Source organism: Nocardia acidivorans NBRC 108247 (assembly GCF_001625085.1).
GTDB lineage: Bacteria > Actinomycetota > Actinomycetes > Mycobacteriales > Mycobacteriaceae > Nocardia > Nocardia acidivorans.
Genome location: NZ_BDAW01000006.1, coordinates 55,636 through 73,532, shown reverse-complemented (window position 1 = coordinate 73,532; position 17,897 = coordinate 55,636). Strand labels below are relative to the sequence as shown.

Annotated in this window: 17 protein-coding genes and 1 riboswitch; of the genes, 12 read left to right on the top strand and 5 right to left on the bottom strand. The window is 66.8% G+C overall.

Annotation, left to right across the window (positions count from 1 at the left end):
* Window positions 1-246: 246 nt before the first annotated feature.
* The gene (locus NA10_RS02030) at window positions 247-681 is read right to left on the bottom strand and encodes a hypothetical protein (protein WP_067562563.1); all 435 of its coding nucleotides are present in this window, start codon (window positions 679-681) and stop codon (window positions 247-249) included.
* 113 nt (window positions 682-794) lie between these two features.
* Between NA10_RS02030 and NA10_RS02025 the strand changes: the two genes are divergently transcribed.
* The 6 genes from NA10_RS02025 to NA10_RS02000 all read left to right on the top strand — a co-directional run bounded on the left by NA10_RS02025 (window position 795) and on the right by NA10_RS02000 (window position 6,809).
* Window positions 795-1,832 (top strand): FecCD family ABC transporter permease, encoded by a 1,038-nt coding sequence (locus NA10_RS02025; RefSeq protein WP_067562560.1) that lies wholly within the window; start codon window positions 795-797, stop codon window positions 1,830-1,832.
* A 125-nt stretch (window positions 1,833-1,957) separates the two neighbouring features.
* On the top strand, window positions 1,958-3,064 hold the full coding sequence (locus tag NA10_RS02020) for a FecCD family ABC transporter permease (RefSeq protein WP_067562726.1): 1,107 nt from the start codon (window positions 1,958-1,960) through the stop codon (window positions 3,062-3,064).
* Window positions 3,061-3,957 carry an ABC transporter ATP-binding protein gene (locus NA10_RS02015; RefSeq protein WP_245676957.1) on the top strand — a complete coding sequence of 299 codons (897 nt, stop codon included), beginning with the start codon at window positions 3,061-3,063 and terminating at the stop codon, window positions 3,955-3,957. Before NA10_RS02020 ends, NA10_RS02015 begins: the two co-directional genes overlap by 4 nt.
* A 36-nt stretch (window positions 3,958-3,993) precedes the next feature.
* The gene (locus NA10_RS02010) at window positions 3,994-4,395 is read left to right on the top strand and encodes a BlaI/MecI/CopY family transcriptional regulator (RefSeq protein ID WP_067562558.1); all 402 of its coding nucleotides are present in this window, start codon (window positions 3,994-3,996) and stop codon (window positions 4,393-4,395) included.
* 43 nt (window positions 4,396-4,438) lie between these two features.
* A complete protein-coding gene (locus NA10_RS02005; RefSeq protein ID WP_067562555.1) occupies window positions 4,439-5,380 on the top strand; it encodes a M56 family metallopeptidase in 942 nt (313 codons plus the stop codon).
* A gap of 85 nt (window positions 5,381-5,465) precedes the next feature.
* Window positions 5,466-6,809 carry a DEAD/DEAH box helicase gene (locus NA10_RS02000; RefSeq protein ID WP_067562721.1) on the top strand — a complete coding sequence of 448 codons (1,344 nt, stop codon included), beginning with the start codon at window positions 5,466-5,468 and terminating at the stop codon, window positions 6,807-6,809.
* A 239-nt stretch (window positions 6,810-7,048) separates the two neighbouring features.
* Here NA10_RS02000 and NA10_RS01995 read toward each other — a convergent pair whose 3' ends face one another.
* The 3 genes from NA10_RS01995 to NA10_RS35195 form a co-directional block, all read right to left on the bottom strand.
* Window positions 7,049-7,246: a hypothetical protein gene (locus NA10_RS01995; RefSeq protein WP_067562552.1), complete on the bottom strand. Its 198-nt coding sequence runs from the start codon at window positions 7,244-7,246 to the stop codon at window positions 7,049-7,051.
* Window positions 7,247-7,286: 40 nt separating this feature from the next.
* A complete protein-coding gene (locus tag NA10_RS39065) occupies window positions 7,287-7,418 on the bottom strand; it encodes a hypothetical protein (protein ID WP_281180133.1) in 132 nt (43 codons plus the stop codon).
* Between the two features lie 158 nt (window positions 7,419-7,576).
* The gene (locus NA10_RS35195; protein ID WP_245676956.1) at window positions 7,577-7,831 is read right to left on the bottom strand and encodes a nuclear transport factor 2 family protein; all 255 of its coding nucleotides are present in this window, start codon (window positions 7,829-7,831) and stop codon (window positions 7,577-7,579) included.
* Window positions 7,832-8,030: 199 nt separating this feature from the next.
* On the opposite strand from NA10_RS35195, the gene NA10_RS01985 reads away from it, so the two are divergent.
* From NA10_RS01985 to NA10_RS01960, 6 genes are all read left to right on the top strand, one after another.
* The gene (locus NA10_RS01985; RefSeq protein ID WP_067562547.1) at window positions 8,031-9,467 is read left to right on the top strand and encodes a GuaB1 family IMP dehydrogenase-related protein; all 1,437 of its coding nucleotides are present in this window, start codon (window positions 8,031-8,033) and stop codon (window positions 9,465-9,467) included.
* Window positions 9,468-9,733: 266 nt separating this feature from the next.
* The gene (locus tag NA10_RS01980) at window positions 9,734-11,110 is read left to right on the top strand and encodes a hemolysin family protein (protein ID WP_067562719.1); all 1,377 of its coding nucleotides are present in this window, start codon (window positions 9,734-9,736) and stop codon (window positions 11,108-11,110) included.
* On the top strand, window positions 11,103-12,167 hold the full coding sequence (locus NA10_RS01975) for a hemolysin family protein (protein WP_067562544.1): 1,065 nt from the start codon (window positions 11,103-11,105) through the stop codon (window positions 12,165-12,167). The genes NA10_RS01980 and NA10_RS01975 overlap by 8 nt, the downstream gene beginning before the upstream one ends.
* A 386-nt stretch (window positions 12,168-12,553) precedes the next feature.
* Window positions 12,554-12,725, top strand: a riboswitch (M-box (ykoK) riboswitch).
* Between the two features lie 290 nt (window positions 12,726-13,015).
* Window positions 13,016-13,201, top strand: coding sequence for a hypothetical protein (locus tag NA10_RS01970; protein ID WP_067562542.1), 186 nt, complete (start codon window positions 13,016-13,018; stop codon window positions 13,199-13,201).
* Between the two features lie 116 nt (window positions 13,202-13,317).
* Window positions 13,318-15,063 (top strand): NRAMP family divalent metal transporter, encoded by a 1,746-nt coding sequence (locus tag NA10_RS01965; protein WP_067562540.1) that lies wholly within the window; start codon window positions 13,318-13,320, stop codon window positions 15,061-15,063.
* A 382-nt stretch (window positions 15,064-15,445) separates the two neighbouring features.
* On the top strand, window positions 15,446-16,342 hold the full coding sequence (locus NA10_RS01960) for a LysR family transcriptional regulator (RefSeq protein ID WP_067562537.1): 897 nt from the start codon (window positions 15,446-15,448) through the stop codon (window positions 16,340-16,342).
* Between the two features lie 270 nt (window positions 16,343-16,612).
* On the opposite strand, the gene NA10_RS01955 is transcribed toward NA10_RS01960, so the two are convergent.
* Window positions 16,613-17,785, bottom strand: coding sequence for a glycoside hydrolase family protein (locus NA10_RS01955; protein ID WP_157555948.1), 1,173 nt, complete (start codon window positions 17,783-17,785; stop codon window positions 16,613-16,615).
* Window positions 17,786-17,897: the final 112 nt, after the last annotated feature.

Sequence of the window (17,897 nt, the reverse complement as noted above, 5' to 3'; positions counted from 1 at the left end):
CTGCCGGATTGGCTCGCCGATCACCTGACCGAGATCCAGCGGCTGGCCGTGGAATACCCGGGACGGCCGACCGATACCGTCGACCGCATCCACGGCAGGCCCCCGCGCACCATCGAGGCATACCTGACCGAAAACCTCGGTGCGTTCCGTCAATCCGCCGGGAGACCCCGATAACCACCCGGCGGCCGGACAACCCTCGACGTCCGGACCCTCCGGCCGCCACCGAATTCGCTACTCGCTCAACGCCTATCGAACAACGCACCCCCGGCGCACCGGCAGACCACGGTCCGCCAGCGCCGCGAGCATGGCCTGTCCGCGCTGGGCGCCCACCGTCGACGAAGTGCCCGCCAGGGCCGGAACATAGGTCGCCGCACCGACTATGGACTCGGCGACCAGGGACCAGAAGCGGCGCACATCCAATCCGGCACAGCGCAGCATGGCCTCCTGCGCCAGCAGCAGCGCCGGTTCACAGCGATGCGCCAGCCAGACGTACAGCGCGGGTTCACAAGGCAGCGCGACGATTCCGGGCTCACCGGCCAGGCGGTCGCCGTCGACCACGCGAATCGTGGTGTCCGCCAACCCCGCCCAATGCTCGGGTTGCAGCGCGCGCAGCCGGGCGCTGGCCCTGCCGAAGGCGATCCTGGAATCGCGAGGCGGGCACACGGTTACGGGTTCGAGCATCGAACCTCCTCAATCATCGGTATTCCGGCCACTGTGAACGCAACGAGAACGAAGATAGGTTAGGCTTACCAAGCTAACGAGAGCAATCAACACAACAGGAGCAGTTCGTCACCGTGCCCGCCGTAGTCACCACCAGACGGCGACGTCTGTCCGGACTTCTCCTACTCACCGCACTCCTGGGTTGTGCCGTGCTCGCGAGCATTGCGTTCGGCTCGCGAGCGATACCGCTCCCCGCGGTATTCGACGCACTGACCTGTCCGGGCGGGTTTCCACTGTCCTGCCCGGCCGACGGATCGGCCGCGCAGATCGTGCGCGAATTACGCCTGCCCCGAACCGGACTCGCGCTCGTCACGGGTTTGGCGCTCGGGATGGCAGGCGCACTCATCCAGGGCTATACCCGAAATCCGCTCGCTGACGCGGGCTTACTCGGAATCAATGCCGGGGCCGCGTTCCTGGCGGCGCTGAGCATTCACCTGTTCGCGCTCACCGCCACCACCCAGTACATCTGGTTCGCCTTCGCGGGCGCGCTGCTCGCGGGCATCATCGTTTTCGGGATCTCCTCGATCGGCGGCGGTAAGGCCAGCCCGCTGAGCCTGGTGCTCGCGGGCGCGGCCGTCACCGCGTTTCTCCAGGCCATGACCAATGTGGTTGTGCTGCTGGACGCCAACGCGCTCAATACCGTCCGCTACTGGGTGGTCGGCGATGTCGCCGGACACGACGCCGCCGTCTTCTGGCAGATACTGCCGTTCCTGGCCGTGGGCGTGGCACTGGCGCTGACCGCCACACCCGGCCTCAACCTGCTCGGACTCGGCGATGACGTGGCCCGCGGGCTCGGCGTGCATATCGCGCGCAGCCGCGCGCTGGGACTCGCCGCCGTCGTGCTACTCGCGGGCGCGGCCACCGCCGCGGTCGGCCCGATCGCCTTTCTGGGGCTGATCGTTCCGCACCTGGCCCGCTCCCTTACCGGCCCGGATTACCGCTGGCTGCTGCCCTATTCGGGACTACTCGGCGCGATCACGCTCTTGCTCGCCGATACCGCGGGCAGAGTGGTCGCCCGCCCGGGTGAACTCCAGGTCGGCATCATCCTCGCCGCGTTCGGCGCACCATTTTTCATCCTGTTGGTCCGCCGCCGAAAGCTGGTGAGCCTGTGAGCATTCCCACGCAACTCGACGGCACACCCGCCGAACCCGCTCCCGGGCAAACGGAAACGACGGCTGATCTCGCCGCTACCGCGAATAGCATTTCCGGGCAGCGCGAATCGGCGGCCGAAACCGGCATGGTGACGAAGAGCGGTGCCGCGCCTACCCGTACCGTGCGGCGGGTACGGCCCGCCCTACGCGTAGGCGGCTTCTCGGCGGTGCTGCGGATCGGCGCGCTGCTCACCGTCGCCGCGCTCATCACGGTTCTGCTCACCCTGTTCGCCCTCGACATCGCCACCGGCGACTTCCGCATACCCCTCGGCCGAGTGCTGGATGTGCTGGGCGGCGGCGGAACTCGCGCACAGCGATTCGTGATCTTCGACTCCCGGCTGCCGCGCGCGCTCACCGCGGTCGTGGTCGGTGCGGCGCTCGGCCTGGCGGGCGCGATCGCCCAATCCATCCTGCACAATCCGCTCGCGAGCCCCGATATTCTCGGCATCACCTCCGGAGCGAGCTGCGGTGCGGTACTGGTCCTGGCCGGAACCAGCGGCGCGACCACCGGAATCGCGGCATCTATGGGTGTTCCGCTCGCCGCGCTGGCCGGTGGGCTGCTCACCGCGATCGGCATTTATCTGCTGGCCTGGGGGCGCACCGGCACCGGCGATACCGGGGTCATGGGATTTCGCCTGGTACTCATCGGCATCGGAGTCAATGCCGCGCTGCTGTCGGTGGTCAGTTGGCTGCTCACCCGCGCCACCCTCGCCGACGCGGCGCACGCGCAACTGTGGCTCACCGGCTCCCTCGATCGCGCGGACTTCTCGACCCTGATCCCCGCCGCGCTCGGCCTCGGACTGGCACTGCTCGCCGCGGCGGCGTCCAGCCGCACCCTGGCCGCCCTGCGCTTCGGCACCGACACCACGCGCGTGCTGGGCGTCAGCATTCAAACCCAGCAGGCGATCCTGTTGGGCGCGGGCGTGATCGCCGCCGCGCTCGCCACCGCCGCGGCCGGACCCGTCGGATTCGTGGGGCTGGCCGCACCGCAGATCGCGCGCCGCCTGCTGCGCACCCCCGGCGAACCGATCATCGCCTCGGCCCTGATCGGCGCGATCGCCGTGGTCGGCGCGGACCTGGTCGCCCGCACACTGCTACCGGTCGATCTGCCCGTCGGTGTGGTGACCGCCGCGGTCGGCGGACCGTTCATGCTGTATCTGCTAGTTCGCGCCAATCGGAAGGCGACCCTGTGACCGCTGCGACGGATGATGTGAAGATCGGCGAGACAACAACTCTCGCCGCGGAAAACGTCACGCTGGGTTACGGCGATCGGGTCATCGTCGACGGACTGACCCTCGATATCCGGCCCGGTGTGATCACCACCGTCATCGGCCCGAACGGCTGCGGCAAATCCACGCTGCTGCGTTCGCTGGGCCGGTTACTGAAGCCGCGCGAGGGCCGAATCGTCTTGGACGGCAAGGCCATTTCGTCCCTCAAGACCCGCGATATCGCCCGCATGATCGGCATGCTGCCGCAGACCCCCCTCGCCCCCGAGGGCCTGACCGTCGCCGATCTCGTCGCGCGCGGGCGGCATCCGCATCAATCCTGGCTGCGCCAGTGGTCCGCCGACGACGAGGCCGAGGTGACCCTCGCGCTCACCCAGACCGGGATCGCGGATCTGGCCGACCGCGCCCTGGACGAACTCTCCGGCGGCCAGCGCCAGCGCGCCTGGATCTCCATGGCCCTGGCGCAGGGCACCGACATCCTGCTGCTGGACGAGCCGACGACCTATCTCGATCTCGCGCATTCGCTCGAGGTGCTCGATCTCGTCGATCGCCTGCACGCCGACTTCGGCCGCACCGTGGTCATGGTGTTGCACGATCTGAATCTGGCCATTCGCTACAGCGATCAACTCGTCGTCATGCGCGCGGGCAAGATCGTGGCGCAGGGCACACCGGGCGACATCATCACAGCCGAGCTTCTGCTGGAGGTCTTCGGTCTGCGTGCCGAGGTGCTCGAGGATCCGGTCTCCGGGCGACCCATGATCGTGCCGATCGGCGCCCGGCACGTGCACGGCGCGACCGGGCAGGACACGCCCGCTATGACCAATCCCACACAGCTACCGGCGGGTTACGACAACTTGTAGTACGCATTCCTGTCGTTGTCTCCGTAAACTTGTGGGATGGCAGGTCTTGGTGAACTCGAGAAAGCGGTCATGGACCAGTTGTGGTCGGCCGATGAACCCCAAACGGTACGGCAGGTCCATGAGGCCCTCGCCGAACGCCGCGAGCTCGCCTACACCACGGTAATGACCGTTCTGCAGCGTCTCGCGAAGAAGAATCTCGTACTCCAGCAGCGTGATGACCGCGCGCATCGGTACGCCCCCGTGCACACTCGCGACGAACTCGTCGCCAGTCTCATGGTGGACGCACTACAGCAGGCGGACGAAGTAGGCTCGCGCCGAGCAGCACTCGTGCACTTCGTGGAACAGGTCGGAGCCGACGAGGCTGCCGCTTTGCGGGATGCACTCGCTAAGCTCGAAGCCACCGAGGCGGCACGCAAGGAGCCGAAAGACTCCAAGTAGCCCCAGCCTCGGCCCAGGCCCCCACAACGCAGTGAGCTGAGGAATGGACGTAACAGCGCCGGTATTCGCCGGTCTCGCCTTGTTGCTGGCGGGACCGGTCCCGGCGTTGCTCAGCCGAGCCACCTGGCCGTATCGGAGTCCCCGCGCGGCGCTGGTGCTCTGGCAGGCCATCGCCCTCGCCGCCATTCTGAGCGCCTTCGGCTCCGGACTCGCCATCGCCAGTCGACTACTGGTGCCCGGAGCCGACGGCCGGCCCACCACCACCCCGAGCAAGGAGATCGACGCCCTCGGACTGCCGCTGTGGCTGGCCCTGGTCACCGTCTTCGCGCTCACCCTGCTCGTCGGCGCGCGGCTGATCTTCTCGGTGGTGCGGGTCGGCGTGCACACGCGCCGGCGGCGCGCCAAACACCGCATGCTGGTCGATCTGCTCGATCAGGGCGGGGTGGCGCGCAAATCCGCCGATATCCGGGTGCTCGCCTCCACCGAACCCATCGCCTACTGTCTGCCCGGGCTGCGCCGCCGCGTCGTGCTCAGTCAGGGCACGGTGACCAATCTTTCCCAAGAGGAGTTGACCGCAATCGTCAGCCATGAGCGTTCGCATCTGCGCGCCCGCCACGACCTGGTGCTGGAGGCGTTCACCGCCGCGCACGAGGCGTTTCCACGGGTGGTGCGCTCGAAATCCGCACTGGATTCGGTGAAATTGCTGATCGAATTGCTGGCCGACGATTCGGCGGTGAAGGTCACCGGGCCGACACCGCTGGCGCGGGCACTGGTCGCCTGTTCCAATTCGCCCGCGCCGCAGGGTGCGATGGCGGTGGGCGGGCCGACGACCTTGATTCGTATTCAACGGCTGGCCGGGCCGATCGGTGATCTGCGGATCGCGTCGGCGGCCTATCTCGCGGCCGCGGCCATCCTCGTGGTGCCGACCCTCGCGGTCGCCATTCCGTGGTTGCAGGAACTGAGCCGATTGCTCAGCCGTGCCTGAGCCCCTCGACACCACACCCGAAACCCCGCGCTTCGCGTCCTCGGCCGCGGGTGCGCGCCGATTCGCCGATCTCGGGCTGCCACCGATGCTGGTGCAGGCATTGCGGCGCAATGGGATCGACACCCCGTTCCCGATTCAGGCCGCGGTGATTCCGGATATCCTCGCCGGTCACGACGTATTGGGCCGGGCCGCAACGGGTTCGGGCAAGACCCTGGCCTTCGGACTGCCCATGCTGGTGCGGCTCTCGGGTGCGCCGACCGCGCCGCGGCGACCGCGCGGGTTGATTCTGGTGCCGACACGGGAATTGGCGCTGCAGGTCGAGACCGCGCTGGATGAGCCCTCACTCTCGGTGGGGCTGCGGCTGGCCTCGGCCGTGGGCGGTCTCGCCATCAAGGCGCAGGACGAGAAGCTCGGGCGCGGTGTGGATCTGCTCATCGCCACGCCCGGCCGGCTGACGGACCTGATCGGCCGTCGTGCCGTCGATCTGTCGGATGTGCAGGTCATCACCGTCGACGAGGCCGACCATATGGCCGATCTCGGCTTCCTGCCGCAGTTGACGGCCGTGCTCAATCGCGTCCCCGACAATGCCCAGAAGTTGCTGTTCTCGGCGACCCTGGACGAGGCCATCGACAATCTGGTCCAGCGCTACCTGCACTCCCCCACCGCCCATGCGGTGACCGAGGCGCCGGGCGCGAATCCCGATGCGGGCGGCCGGGATTCCGCCGAGCCCGAGACCACCGATGATGGCGGCCTGCCCGATATCGCGCACTACGCCCTGCATGTGCGGCGTATCGAAAAGCGCCCGGTGGTCACCGAGATCGCCGCGCGCAAGGGTCGCACCCTGCTGTTCGTGCGCACCCAGCACGGTGCGGACAAGTTGGCCCGCAAACTCCGCGAGGCCGGCATCTCCGCCGCCGCGCTGCACGGTGGTCAAGGGCAGAATCAGCGCACCCGCACGCTGGCCGCTTTCGCCGACGGCACCTGGCCGGTGCTGGTGGCCACCGATATCGCCGCGCGCGGCATCCACGTCGACGATGTCTCGCTCGTCGTGCACGTCGATCCCCCGGCCGACCCCAAGGACTATCTGCACCGCACCGGCCGCACCGCCCGTGCGGGCGCCTCCGGCACCGTCGTCACGGTCGTCACCCCCGACGACCGTCAGGAGGCGGCCGATCTGGCGCGCCGCGCCGGCGTCGCGGTCACCGATCTCGAGGTCCGCCCCGGGGACCGCCGCCTGGCCGAGATCACCGGGGCCCGCCGCCCCTTCGGCCGCCCCGTGCCCGATCCGTCGACGGTCGCCGCCAATGCCAAAGCCGCTGCCGCCACACCGGATCCGGCCCCCGAACGCCCGCGCCACCGCATCGATCCCCGCACCGGCGGTCGCCAGCACAGTAAGAAACGTAAACCCAAACCCACCCGCAAGGGCTGACCGCGACCGACCTGCCGGGGAACCCGCTTCCCGGCAGCGTCCGCCGCGTGAAGTTCATCATGGGTGCGCCCTGGTCCTCGCCACCTGCACGACGGTGGGATTGCCTGTGGCGCAGGCGGATACCGCCATCGGCGGTATCGAATCCGATAACGCGCACACCGTCGAGTGCAACGCGCCTACCAGGCGGCACTCGAACGCGATATCGAGAGCGGTTCCCTCTGATCAGCGACCCACGCTGATCAACGGCGGCGGCCCCAGCCCGACCGGGACCGCCACCCACCGCGCGCCGGAATCCGCTCACTGAATCCCGCGAGTTGCAAAGCGAGAGCGAGCAATCCGATGGTGAGGCACACCTCGGCCCCGAATGTGGTTGCCTGATTGACGAGTTGCAGTAGCAGTGCGATGGCGAACAGCACGGCGGCAGCGATTGCGAACATACCTACGGGATACCCACAAACCGCGATTTACCCCACCGAATCACCCACCCGCGCAACAGTGGTGATGATGCGGGTATCGGTAGCGGTCGTAGGACTGGTTGGCTCCGATATGCCAGGCCAGCGGGGTCAGCAGCGCTCCGACGAGCAGGACGAGCGAATTCCACGCTGTCACAGCGTGACTCGCGAGGAGCCCGTTGATTCGGGCACGACCCCCGTATGTGTGCTCCCTCTCCCATGCGCACAGGCTGCCCCGAGAATTCCGGCGGTCCGAGCGAATATCGGCGTCAGCTCACAACTTTCACCGAATCAACACGAATCGTCCGGGTCAGGTCAGGTCAGGTCGGCGTTGCCGTCGATGACTTTGAGCTTGTATTCGAAATGGTTGATGCGCCAGCCCTTCTCGGTGCGTTCGAAGCCCGGGACGTAGCTGCCGATGAACCAGCGGGTGGTGCCGTTGGTGGCGTCGTTCTTCAGGTGGACGGCGATGGCGTCGGCGTGCGCGCGGCCGGTGTCGCCGGTGATGTCGATGAGGTGGTTGCCCGCCCGGTGGTGCACGGCGTCGAGGGCGCCAGGCCCTGCGCCCAACCGGCGGTGATCTCGGTGGCAGAGAGGGTGGCGAACCCAAGGCACGGTCGGCGGGGCGGCAACCCGGTTTCCACGGTGTGCGCCGTCGCCGACTACACTGGCTGGCTGCATGCGTGACACCAGGTAGCGCGAAGGGCACCTGCCATCGAAGCATGGAAATACGACAACCCCGACGTCAAACCATGAGGCGGCAAACACCGTGCAGTTCCTTCCCGGGCAGACTCCGCCCTACGACCTGACCTACGACGATGTCTTCCTCGTCCCGAATCGGACCGATGTCGCCTCGCGGTTCGACGTCGACCTGTCCACCAGTGACGGCACCGGCACCACCATTCCCCTCGTGGTCGCGAATATGACCGCCGTCGCGGGCCGTCGCATGGCCGAGACAGTGGCACGCCGCGGTGGCATCGTGGTGCTGCCGCAGGACCTTCCGATCCAGGCCGCCGCGGACACCATCGCGTTCGTCAAGAGTCGCTCGCTCACCGCCGACACCCCGGTCACCCTCGATCCGGAGCGTTCGGTCTCCGATGCGCTGGCGCTGATCCACAAGCGCGCCCACGGCGCCGTCGTGATCGTCGAGGGCGGCAAACCGGTCGGCGTGGTCACCGAGACCGCCTGCGCCGATGTGGATCGCTTCGCCCGCCTGAGCACGGTCGCGGACACCAATTTCGTGAGCGCACCGGCCGACGCCTCCCCGCGCGAGGTGTTCGATCTGCTCGAGGCCGGGCATTCCAAGCTCGCCGTGCTGGTGCATCCGGACGGCACCCTCGCGGGCGTCATGACCCGCACCGGCACCGTGCGCGCGGGCATCTACCAGCCCGCCGTCGATGCCAACGGTCAGCTGCGCATCGCCGCCGCGGTCGGCATCAACGGCGATATCCCGTCCAAGGCCAAGGCCCTGGTCGACGCGGGCGCCGATGTGCTGGTGATGGATACCGCGCACGGCCATCAGCAGAAGATGCTCGAGGCGCTGCGCTCGGTCGCCGCCCTGGATCTGGGTGTGCCGCTGGTCGCGGGCAATGTGGTCTCGGCCGCGGGCACCCGCGATCTGATCGAGGCGGGCGCGGACATCATCAAGGTCGGCGTCGGCCCCGGCGCCATGTGCACCACCCGCATGATGACCGGCGTGGGCCGGCCGCAGTTCTCCGCCGTGGCCGAATGTGCCGCCGCGGCAAAAGAATTCGGCAAGCACATTTGGGCCGACGGTGGCGTGCGGCATCCCCGCGATGTGGCCCTGGCCCTGGCGGCCGGTGCGGCCAACGTCATGATCGGCTCCTGGTTCGCGGGCACCTACGAATCGCCCGGCGATATGCGCATCGACCGCGACGGCAACCGCTACAAGGAGAGCTTCGGCATGGCCTCCAAGCGCGCGGTCGCCGCGCGCACCGCCACCGATTCGGCCTTCGATCGGGCGCGCAAGGCGCTGTTCGAGGAGGGCATCTCCTCCTCGCGCATGCGCCTGGATCCCGAGCGCCCGGGTGTGGAAGATCTGATCGATCACATCACCTCCGGTGTGCGCAGTTCCTGCACCTACGCCGGTGCGCGCAGCATCGCCGAATTCCATGAGAAGGCGGTACTGGGCGTGCAGTCCGCCGCCGGTTTCGCCGAGGGTCGCCCGCTGCCTTCGGGCTGGTAGACCCGTACGACATCACGCCCGGTGGGAACCCGCGGGAACCCACCGGGTTGGCCATGTCCGGCCAGGTCACACGCAAGTGTGATCGACCAGCCGGTACCATGTCGACTATCGGACCGTGACGACCCGTCACGGTCTACCCCATGCGAAAGGAACCAGTTGTCACCCGCGTCCGAGGGCGCCGTTCAGGAGGGCTCCTCTACCGAGCCGGGTGACAAACCCGGCGCCATCGCTCTCTCAGCCACCCAGACGGCCGGGTGGTGCTGACCGTGTCAGCCCTGCTCACCGTTCTCAGCCTGATCGGTTTCATCGCACTGACCGCCGGTACGGCATTGTTCGTCGCCGCGGAATTCTCGCTCACCGCCCTGGAACGCAGCACCGTGGAGGCGCACGCCCGCGAGGGCGATCGCCGCGCCCGGCAGGTGCGCACAGCGCATCGCACGCTGTCGTTCCAGCTCTCCGGGGCCCAGTTGGGCATCACCATCACCACGCTGATCACCGGTTATATCGCCGAACCGGTATTGGCACGGCTGCTGGAGCCCCCCTTCGACGCCCTCGGCCTGGATTCGGGTGCCTCGCACGGCATTTCGCTGGCGCTGGCGCTCATCCTGGCCACCTCGCTGTCCATGATCTACGGCGAGCTGGTGCCGAAGAACATCGCCATCGCCTCGCCGCTGGTGACCGCGCGCTGGACCGCGGGACCCATGATGTGGTTCTCGACCGCGTTCCGCTGGTTGATCAATTTCCTCAATGGCACGGCCAACTGGGCCGTGCGCCGGCTCGGGGTCGAACCGGCCGAGGAATTGCGTTCGGCGCGTTCGCCGCAGGAGCTGGGTTCGCTGGTGCGCACCTCGGCCCTGCACGGCGCGCTGGATCAGCGCACCGCGCAGGTGGTGGATCGCTCACTGCAATTCGGTGAGCGCAGCGCGGAGGAGTTGATGACCCCGCGCGTGAAGATCGAATCCCTGGATCAGGACTGCACCATCGCCGATCTCATCGAAACGGCAAGTCGCACCGGCTATTCGCGCTTCCCGGTGATCGACGGGGATCTGGACAACACGCTCGGCGTCGTCCACGTGAAGCAGGCGTTCACGCATCCTTCGACCCAGCGCCGCACCATCCGGCTCAAATCCATCTGCCAGCCCGTGCCCATAGTGCCCGCGAGCCTGGACGGTGACGAGGTGCTCGAACGCGTGCGCGCCGACGGTATGCAGGTGGCCCTGGTCGTGGACGAATACGGCGGCACCGCGGGCATCGTCACCATGGAGGACCTGATCGAGGAGATCCTCGGCGATGTCCGCGATGAGCATGACGAAGAGGAACTCGATGTGCGCCGCACCGCCAACGGCTGGGACTGCTCCGGGCTGCTGCGCATCGACGAGGTCTCGCGCACAACGGGTTACGACGCGCCCGAGGGTGAATACGAAACCCTCGGCGGTCTGGTGCTGACCCAATTGGGCCGGATTCCGGTCGCCGATGATGAGGTACTACTGCCCGAACCCGGCAACAACCACGCCATGGATCCGCACACCAGCGGCGGCTGGATCGCCAAGGTGGAGCGAATGGACGGCCGCCGGATCGACCGGGTGCTGTTGCGTCCGGTCGATGCCGAGAGCCTGGCGGAGTGGGAGCGCGACCATGGGTGACTGGACCGCGGTACTGCTGGCCCTGGGCCTGCTGCTGGGCAACGCGTTCTTCGTCGGCGCGGAGTTCGCGCTGATCTCCGCGCGCCGCGATCGGCTCGAAGCGCTTGCCGCACAGGGCAAGCGCAGCGCCAATACGGTAATCGAGGCGGGACAGAACCTGTCGATGATGCTGGCGGCGGCGCAGCTGGGCATCACCATCTGCTCGATCCTGCTGGGCCGGGTCGGCGAACCCGCTGTGGCGCATCTGCTTTCGGGCGTCTTCGACCTGATCGGCATGCCGGAGTCACTGCTGCACCCGATCTCGTTCGCGGTTGCCTTGGCCATCGTGGTGGTGCTGCACATCCTGCTGGGCGAGATGATTCCGAAGAATATCGCGCTGGCCGGGCCGGAACGCAGTGCGCTGCTGCTGGTTCCGCTGCATCTGCTGTGGTTGCGGCTGGCCAAGCCGCTCATCTCGATCTACAACCTGGCGGCGAATCTATCGCTGCGGGCGCTGCGGATCGAACCCAAGGATGAGCTGGACTCCACCGTGTCGTCGGTGGAGTTGGCGGAGATGTTCGGTGAATCGCATTCGGAGGGGCTGCTGGACGAGGAGGAGCACCGCCGCCTCACCCAGGCGCTGGGGTCCAGCGACAGTATCGTCTCCGATGTGATGGTGCCGCTGGCCAAGACCAGGTCGGTGCCGCTGCGCGGTGAGGGCACCACCCTCGGCGATATCGAGAACGCCGTCACCGAGACGGGCTTCTCCCGCTATCCGGTGCGGGCCGGGGACGGGTCGCTGGTCGGCTACCTGCACGTCAAGGATGTGCTGGATCTGGTGGCCGATGACAAGGCCGGTCCGTCGACGCCCATCCCCCGCACCGATATCCGCCCGCTGCCCACGGTGAGCACCGGAGCCACTCTCTTCGAGGCCCTGGCCCGCCTGCGCCGCACCAACTCCCATCTGGGCCGGGTGGTGGACAGCCGCGGCAATACCGTCGGCATCGTCGCGCTCGAGGATCTGGTGGAGGAGTTCGTCGGCACCGTCCGCGATGCCACCCACCGCATCGCGGAGTAATTGTGCGACAGGATATTTCAGCGCACGTGCTCGCGCCCGCCGACTGATCGGCAAGAAACGCAGCGGCAAGGGCAGGCCGGGGCCACCGGTCCACGACGATGTGGTCCGGCGTGTTTTCTCCGCACACAACACACGAGTGCCAGAAATTAGCTAGCGGATCGGGTTAGGGCCGGGAGCGTCGTGTCATCGGCGTGAGCGTGCGTTCACAGACGTTCCAGCGCGGCACACCAATGACAGGTGCATGATTGCGCACATGAATCCCCAGTTCAGAGAAGCTTTCCGTGATCGAACCGGTTGCGTCACAGCGTCGTTCCAGCTCCGGCGGCGATCCTCACACAGCAGACCCTGGCTTGACATTCCCACCGTGCGGGTCCAATATTGCTCGGTCAGCACCTCGCTAGGCGAGGCTCCTGTACGAACAAAGGCCACTGATCCGACGACGTCGAGAGACGCCCAGGGTTAGGACAGGTTTCCCCGGATTAAGGGGTCACCCGAAGTGGCTTCCCGCGCAACGGGATACGTCGTATAGTGCCGAAGCTCTGACGAGAGGGGTGCTCGTTCACGCTCATGGTGAACGTTTCCCCTCTGTCTCGCGTTGTGCGGCGTTGTGAAGGTTTCGGCGTGCGCGCCCAGACGGCAAGGAGGTGAGGGACGACATGAAGTCCGGCGATAGTCCGTATCCGAGTCCGGTTCGAAAATCCTTGTCGTTCCGGCTTGCCGCGGCCTGGCCATTGCCTGATTCCGACGCGCTCTCGCACTGAACGCATATTCGCTTGTGCGGCAGTGAGTTTCGGACTCCTGCTGTGTCCGGGCAGCCGATGAGCCGCTTGTGCTCGAAGGAGCCTGCCATGACCTTCCCCACCTTCACCCGTGCCCGTACCCCGATGACCGTGCTGTCGGTCCTCGGTGAGAGCACCCGGCGCGTGCGCGCCCGCCACACCCTCACCGAGGCCGAACGCCACAACCTGCGTGCGGCCCGCGGCCGTTCGGCGGTGTACACCGCCTCGCTCGGCGGCCGCGGCTTCCGCGCGTAGATCCACGCGGGTCCCGCGTGGACCACACATCACTTGTTCTCCGGACCCTCCGGCGGTCGCAGCCCGCCGGAGGTACGACCTTGCTCGACACCTGATGATGAAAGCGGGGAAAGGCAATGGCCTTCTTCTCGAACGGCGCGCCGCGCCGCAACACCACCGCCGTCGCCGACGTTCAGCCCACCGGCGCCGTCATGGACAGCGCCCACGTCGGCGACATCCATGGCGCGTTGGGCTCCATCAGTCAGCACGACACCCTCGAAGGACGTTCCCGCTGGCAGCGTTTCCGCATGCTGCTGGCCGTCATCGGCCCCGGCCTGATCGTCATGGTCGGCGACAACGACGCCGGTGGCGTGGCCACCTACGCCCAAGCCGGACAGAACTACGGCATGGCGCTGGTATGGACGCTGGTCCTCCTGATCCCGGTGTTGTACGTGAACCAGGAAATGGTGGTGCGCCTGGGCGCGGTCGCCGGAGTCGGCCACGCGCGCTTGATCTTCGACCGCTTCGGCAAGTTTTGGGGCGCGTTCAGCGTCGGCGACCTGTTCATCGTGAACGCGCTGACCATCGTCACCGAATTCATCGGCGTCTCCATGGCCTTGGGCTATTTCGGCCTGCCCAGGGGCATTTCGATCCCACTGGCCGCCGTACTGCTGTTCGCGGTCGTCGCCGGTGGTTCGTTCCGGCGCTGGGAACGATTCCTGTTCGGGCTGATCGCACTGAACATCGTCATCTTCCCGCTCACGTTCATGGTGCGCCCCAAGGTATCCGAGGTCGGCCACGGGTTCCTGCCGTCTTTCCCCGGCGGGCTGAACTCGACGCTGCTGCTGCTCATCGTGGCCATCGTCGGTACCACCGTCGCCCCCTGGCAGCTGTTCTTCCAGCAGTCCAACATCGTCGACAAGCGCATCACCCCGCGCTGGATCCGCTATGAGCGCTACGACCTGATCGTGGGCATCGTCGTGGTCATGGCCGGTGCCATCGCCATCATGTGCGCGGCCTCGTTCGGCCTCGCCGGGACCGACGCGATCGGCAATTTCACCGACGCCGGGGCGGTGGCACGGGCGCTGCACGACCACATGGGCCCGACCGTCGGTGCGCTGTTCGCGATCCTGCTGCTCGACGCCTCGCTGATCGGCGCGAACGCGGTCGGCCTGGCCACCACCTACGCGCTCGGCGACACCCTCGGCAAGCGGCACTCGCTGCACTGGAAGATCACCGAAGCCCCGATCTTCTACGCCGGATACGCCACGCTGCTCGCGATCGCCGCCGCGGTGTCCTTCAGCCCGGACCACGTGCTCGGCCTGCTGACCCAGGGCGTGCAGGCACTGGCCGGTGTGCTGCTGCCCTCGGCCACGGTGTTCCTGGTCCTGCTCTGCAACGACAAGGCCGTCCTGGGCCCGTGGGTGAACACCGTGCGGCAGAACATCGTCGCGGGCGTCATCGTCTGGTCGCTGGTACTGCTATCACTGGCCCTCACCGCCGCAACCTTCTTCCCCAACCTGTCCACCCAGACCCTCGAAATCGGTTTCGGCGCAGGCGCTCTCATCGGCATCCTCGGCGGCGCGGCCATGCTGCCGGCCTGGCGGCGCGGACAGCGCAGGGCCACCGAACGCACCGCGGCCGAACTCGGCGGTCTCGACCCTGACCAGGTCGAGGAACTCGAGTCGACCCCGCTGACCCGCGCCGAGCGCAAGGCCATCCTCGAAGCCGACCGCGACGCCTTCCGCACACCCGCGCTGGACACCCTGGAACGCCCGGCGTTCTCGATGGGCCGCATGGCCGGAATGATCGCCCTGCGCGGCTATCTGCTCATCGCGGTGGTTCTGGTGGGCGTGAAGATCTTCCAGTCCATCACCGGCTGACCTGACGACAACGACTGCGGCGGCGAGGAACTCGATCCGCCAGCCCGAGAACAACGCTGGCGAACGCAACGATAGGCCCACCACTTGCCTTGCCGCTGAGAACCGCGCGTTGAGGAAGCGGGTGGCGGTGTTGGGCGGCTCAACGAGATATTGCGTTCTGCGAGTGCGTATTTCACCTCGGAGCTCGGCCCCACCCGGCGGTGATCATACGGTTCATTGAACAGAACAGCCAGCACCCGGGGCGTCGGTGGCCGCTGGCCGGCCCACCAAGCACCGGACGTGCTTCTCTACGACATATGCGACTTCTTCGCGAAGGTGATCTGAGCGTCGTACTCCCGATTCCCGATTCGCAGCGCCAATCGGGGAGGAGCACAATGTCGGCATGGAATTGCGGGACATCGAAATCTTCCTGGTGCTGGCCGAGGAACTGCATTTCGGGCGCACCGCACAACGGCTGCACTTGTCCCAAGCAAGGATCAGTCAGTCGATCAAGAATCAGGAACGCCGCATCGGCGGTCGCCTGGTGGACCGCTCCAACCCGCGCAATGTGCAGGTCACTCCACTCGGACACCAGTTGCTCGCCGAGCTCCGGCCGGCGTACCACGGCGTGCTGCATGCCATCGAGAACGCCCGCTCGGCGGCCTTGGGCATCTCGGGCGTGCTGCGCGTGGCGATGATCGGCTACAACCCCTATGACTACCAACCGTATTGGGATACGTTCCGTCGACGACATCCGGAGTGGGAGTTGCAGATTCGCAGTACCGAATTCGGTGACCAGTTCGGACCATTGCATCGCGGCGAGGCCGATATCCTCATCGCCTGGCTGCCGGTGGAAGAACCCGGATTGACGGTTGGTCCCATCATTTCCGCGGAGCCGATGGTGGCGGTGCTGCCCGGAAACCATGTACTCGCCGAGGAGCACCACCTGACATTGGAGGACTTCGGTGTTTTCGGCGTCTTCAAGCCCAGTGCACCGCTACCCGAATACTGGGAAGATTCGGTCAGCCCCTTCTACACCCCCAAGGGCAGACCGATCGAACGGGTCACCGAAATCTCAACCCTCGAAGACATTCTCACCACCGTCAGTACCAGCACCGCACTCACCACGGGCATGAGCCACATCGCCCGCTACTACAACCGTCCCGGCGTCACCTACCTGCCGATCACCGATTCCCATCTGGTCCAATGGGCACTGATCTGGCGCAGCGACCGCGACCGCGAACAAATCCGCGCCTTCACCCGCATCGTCCGAGATCTGGGACCTCTCGACCAAAGCTGAACGCGTCATCGTTCGCGAGGTCGTCGGCGCTTCGGCTATATCGGCCGCACACCGAATCGACGTGAAAATCCACCACATTACGAGAATCGAACGGAAACCGATAGTTCTCGGCGCGGTCCGACCACTGCCTGACATTGCTGGCGGGCAACAGATAGAGGCATTCGGCCCGAACGCCTGCCAGCCATCCGACGTTCGCCGGTCGTCGGCCTGCACCCCGTCCGGTTGCCTCGATGGAGGCTGGGTTGACATAGGCGCGACGCCCGAGCTTGTTCAGTGGCCGCCGCGCATATAGCTCGGACGGGAACCCAGGGCGGTGTTGTTCCACACCAGTGGGTTTGGTTCCGCGGCTGGGTACTCTCGGCGCAACCAGCCGACCTGCCATTCGGTTCCGACGAGATCGAAAATATAGGCATCGGGCCGATCTGGCACAGGAATTCGCTCGACGGCCTTGGCGCCGTCGAGGCGTAAGGACAGCTCGGCGAATGCGCTCGCGCAGGGATAGCCCACCGGCTGCTGCTGGTTGTCGTAGCCGAAAAGCGCGAACTTCAGAAACAGCAGGCCCAGGAACGAAAAACGCTCAGCGGGTTCTGGTGTGTCAGGCCCGAGTTGCCAACAGAAGGTGCGGTCGATGCCGCACGATAGCGCGAGAACATTGCGGATCACGATGTCATCGGCATTGAGCCGGTGCCGTTCGGCCTCCGCCTCGGGCGGGCAGTCGAGCATGAACATCTGGAGAGCGGGAGGCAATTCGGGCATACGCTCGTACAGGCGTTCCATGGCCGTACGAGACTCGGTCATGACGGTCTGTCCCGAACGGAAATCAGCGACGGTCAGTGCGTGCCAGGGCCGCAGGGGTTCGGTGGCCAGCACATCGGTCAACTCGCTGAACAGTTCCGGAAACTCGACGAGAAGCGGACCGTTGTATTCGCCCACCACGACCGGCTTCTCGCCTCCGGCGGCACGCAGCGCGGCCCGGGCGTTGGCGACCATGCCCGGCACCAGGTACGGGTCACCATAGGGGTGCAGATCGAACACGTCGTAAGAGTCGTGACCGGCGTGGATCACGTGTAGGAAGAACTCACGCTCGGAATCGGGCTCGTCCATGTTCGCGAAAACACCTGGCACGCAACCGCCGAGGACGACCTGGCCCGCTGGGTCACCCGCTTTGACGGCCGCCCGGAAGCGGGCGAGATGCCGGACGTAGTCATCGGCCGAGTCCGCCCAGAACAATCCGCTCGAAGGTTCGTTCTCGCACTGCCAGTACCGCACCCGGCCGCCACAATGCTCAACCAATGTACGCACCATGGCGGCGTAGCCGTCGGGGTTGTGGGGCACGGAGGCGGGTAGGAAATCGGTGGCACGGGTCGATCCCCACGGCGAGGACGCGGTGATCGTGAACCACAGTTCGGTGTCCTCGTCGCTCTGCTCGAGCACCGCGTCCACGGCCGTCCAATCGTATCGTCCCGGTTCGGGTTCGAGCTGCGACCAGTAGAAGAACACCCGGACCCCACCGGCCCCGAGTTGGCGCACCCGCGGCGTGAAGTCGTCGGTCTCG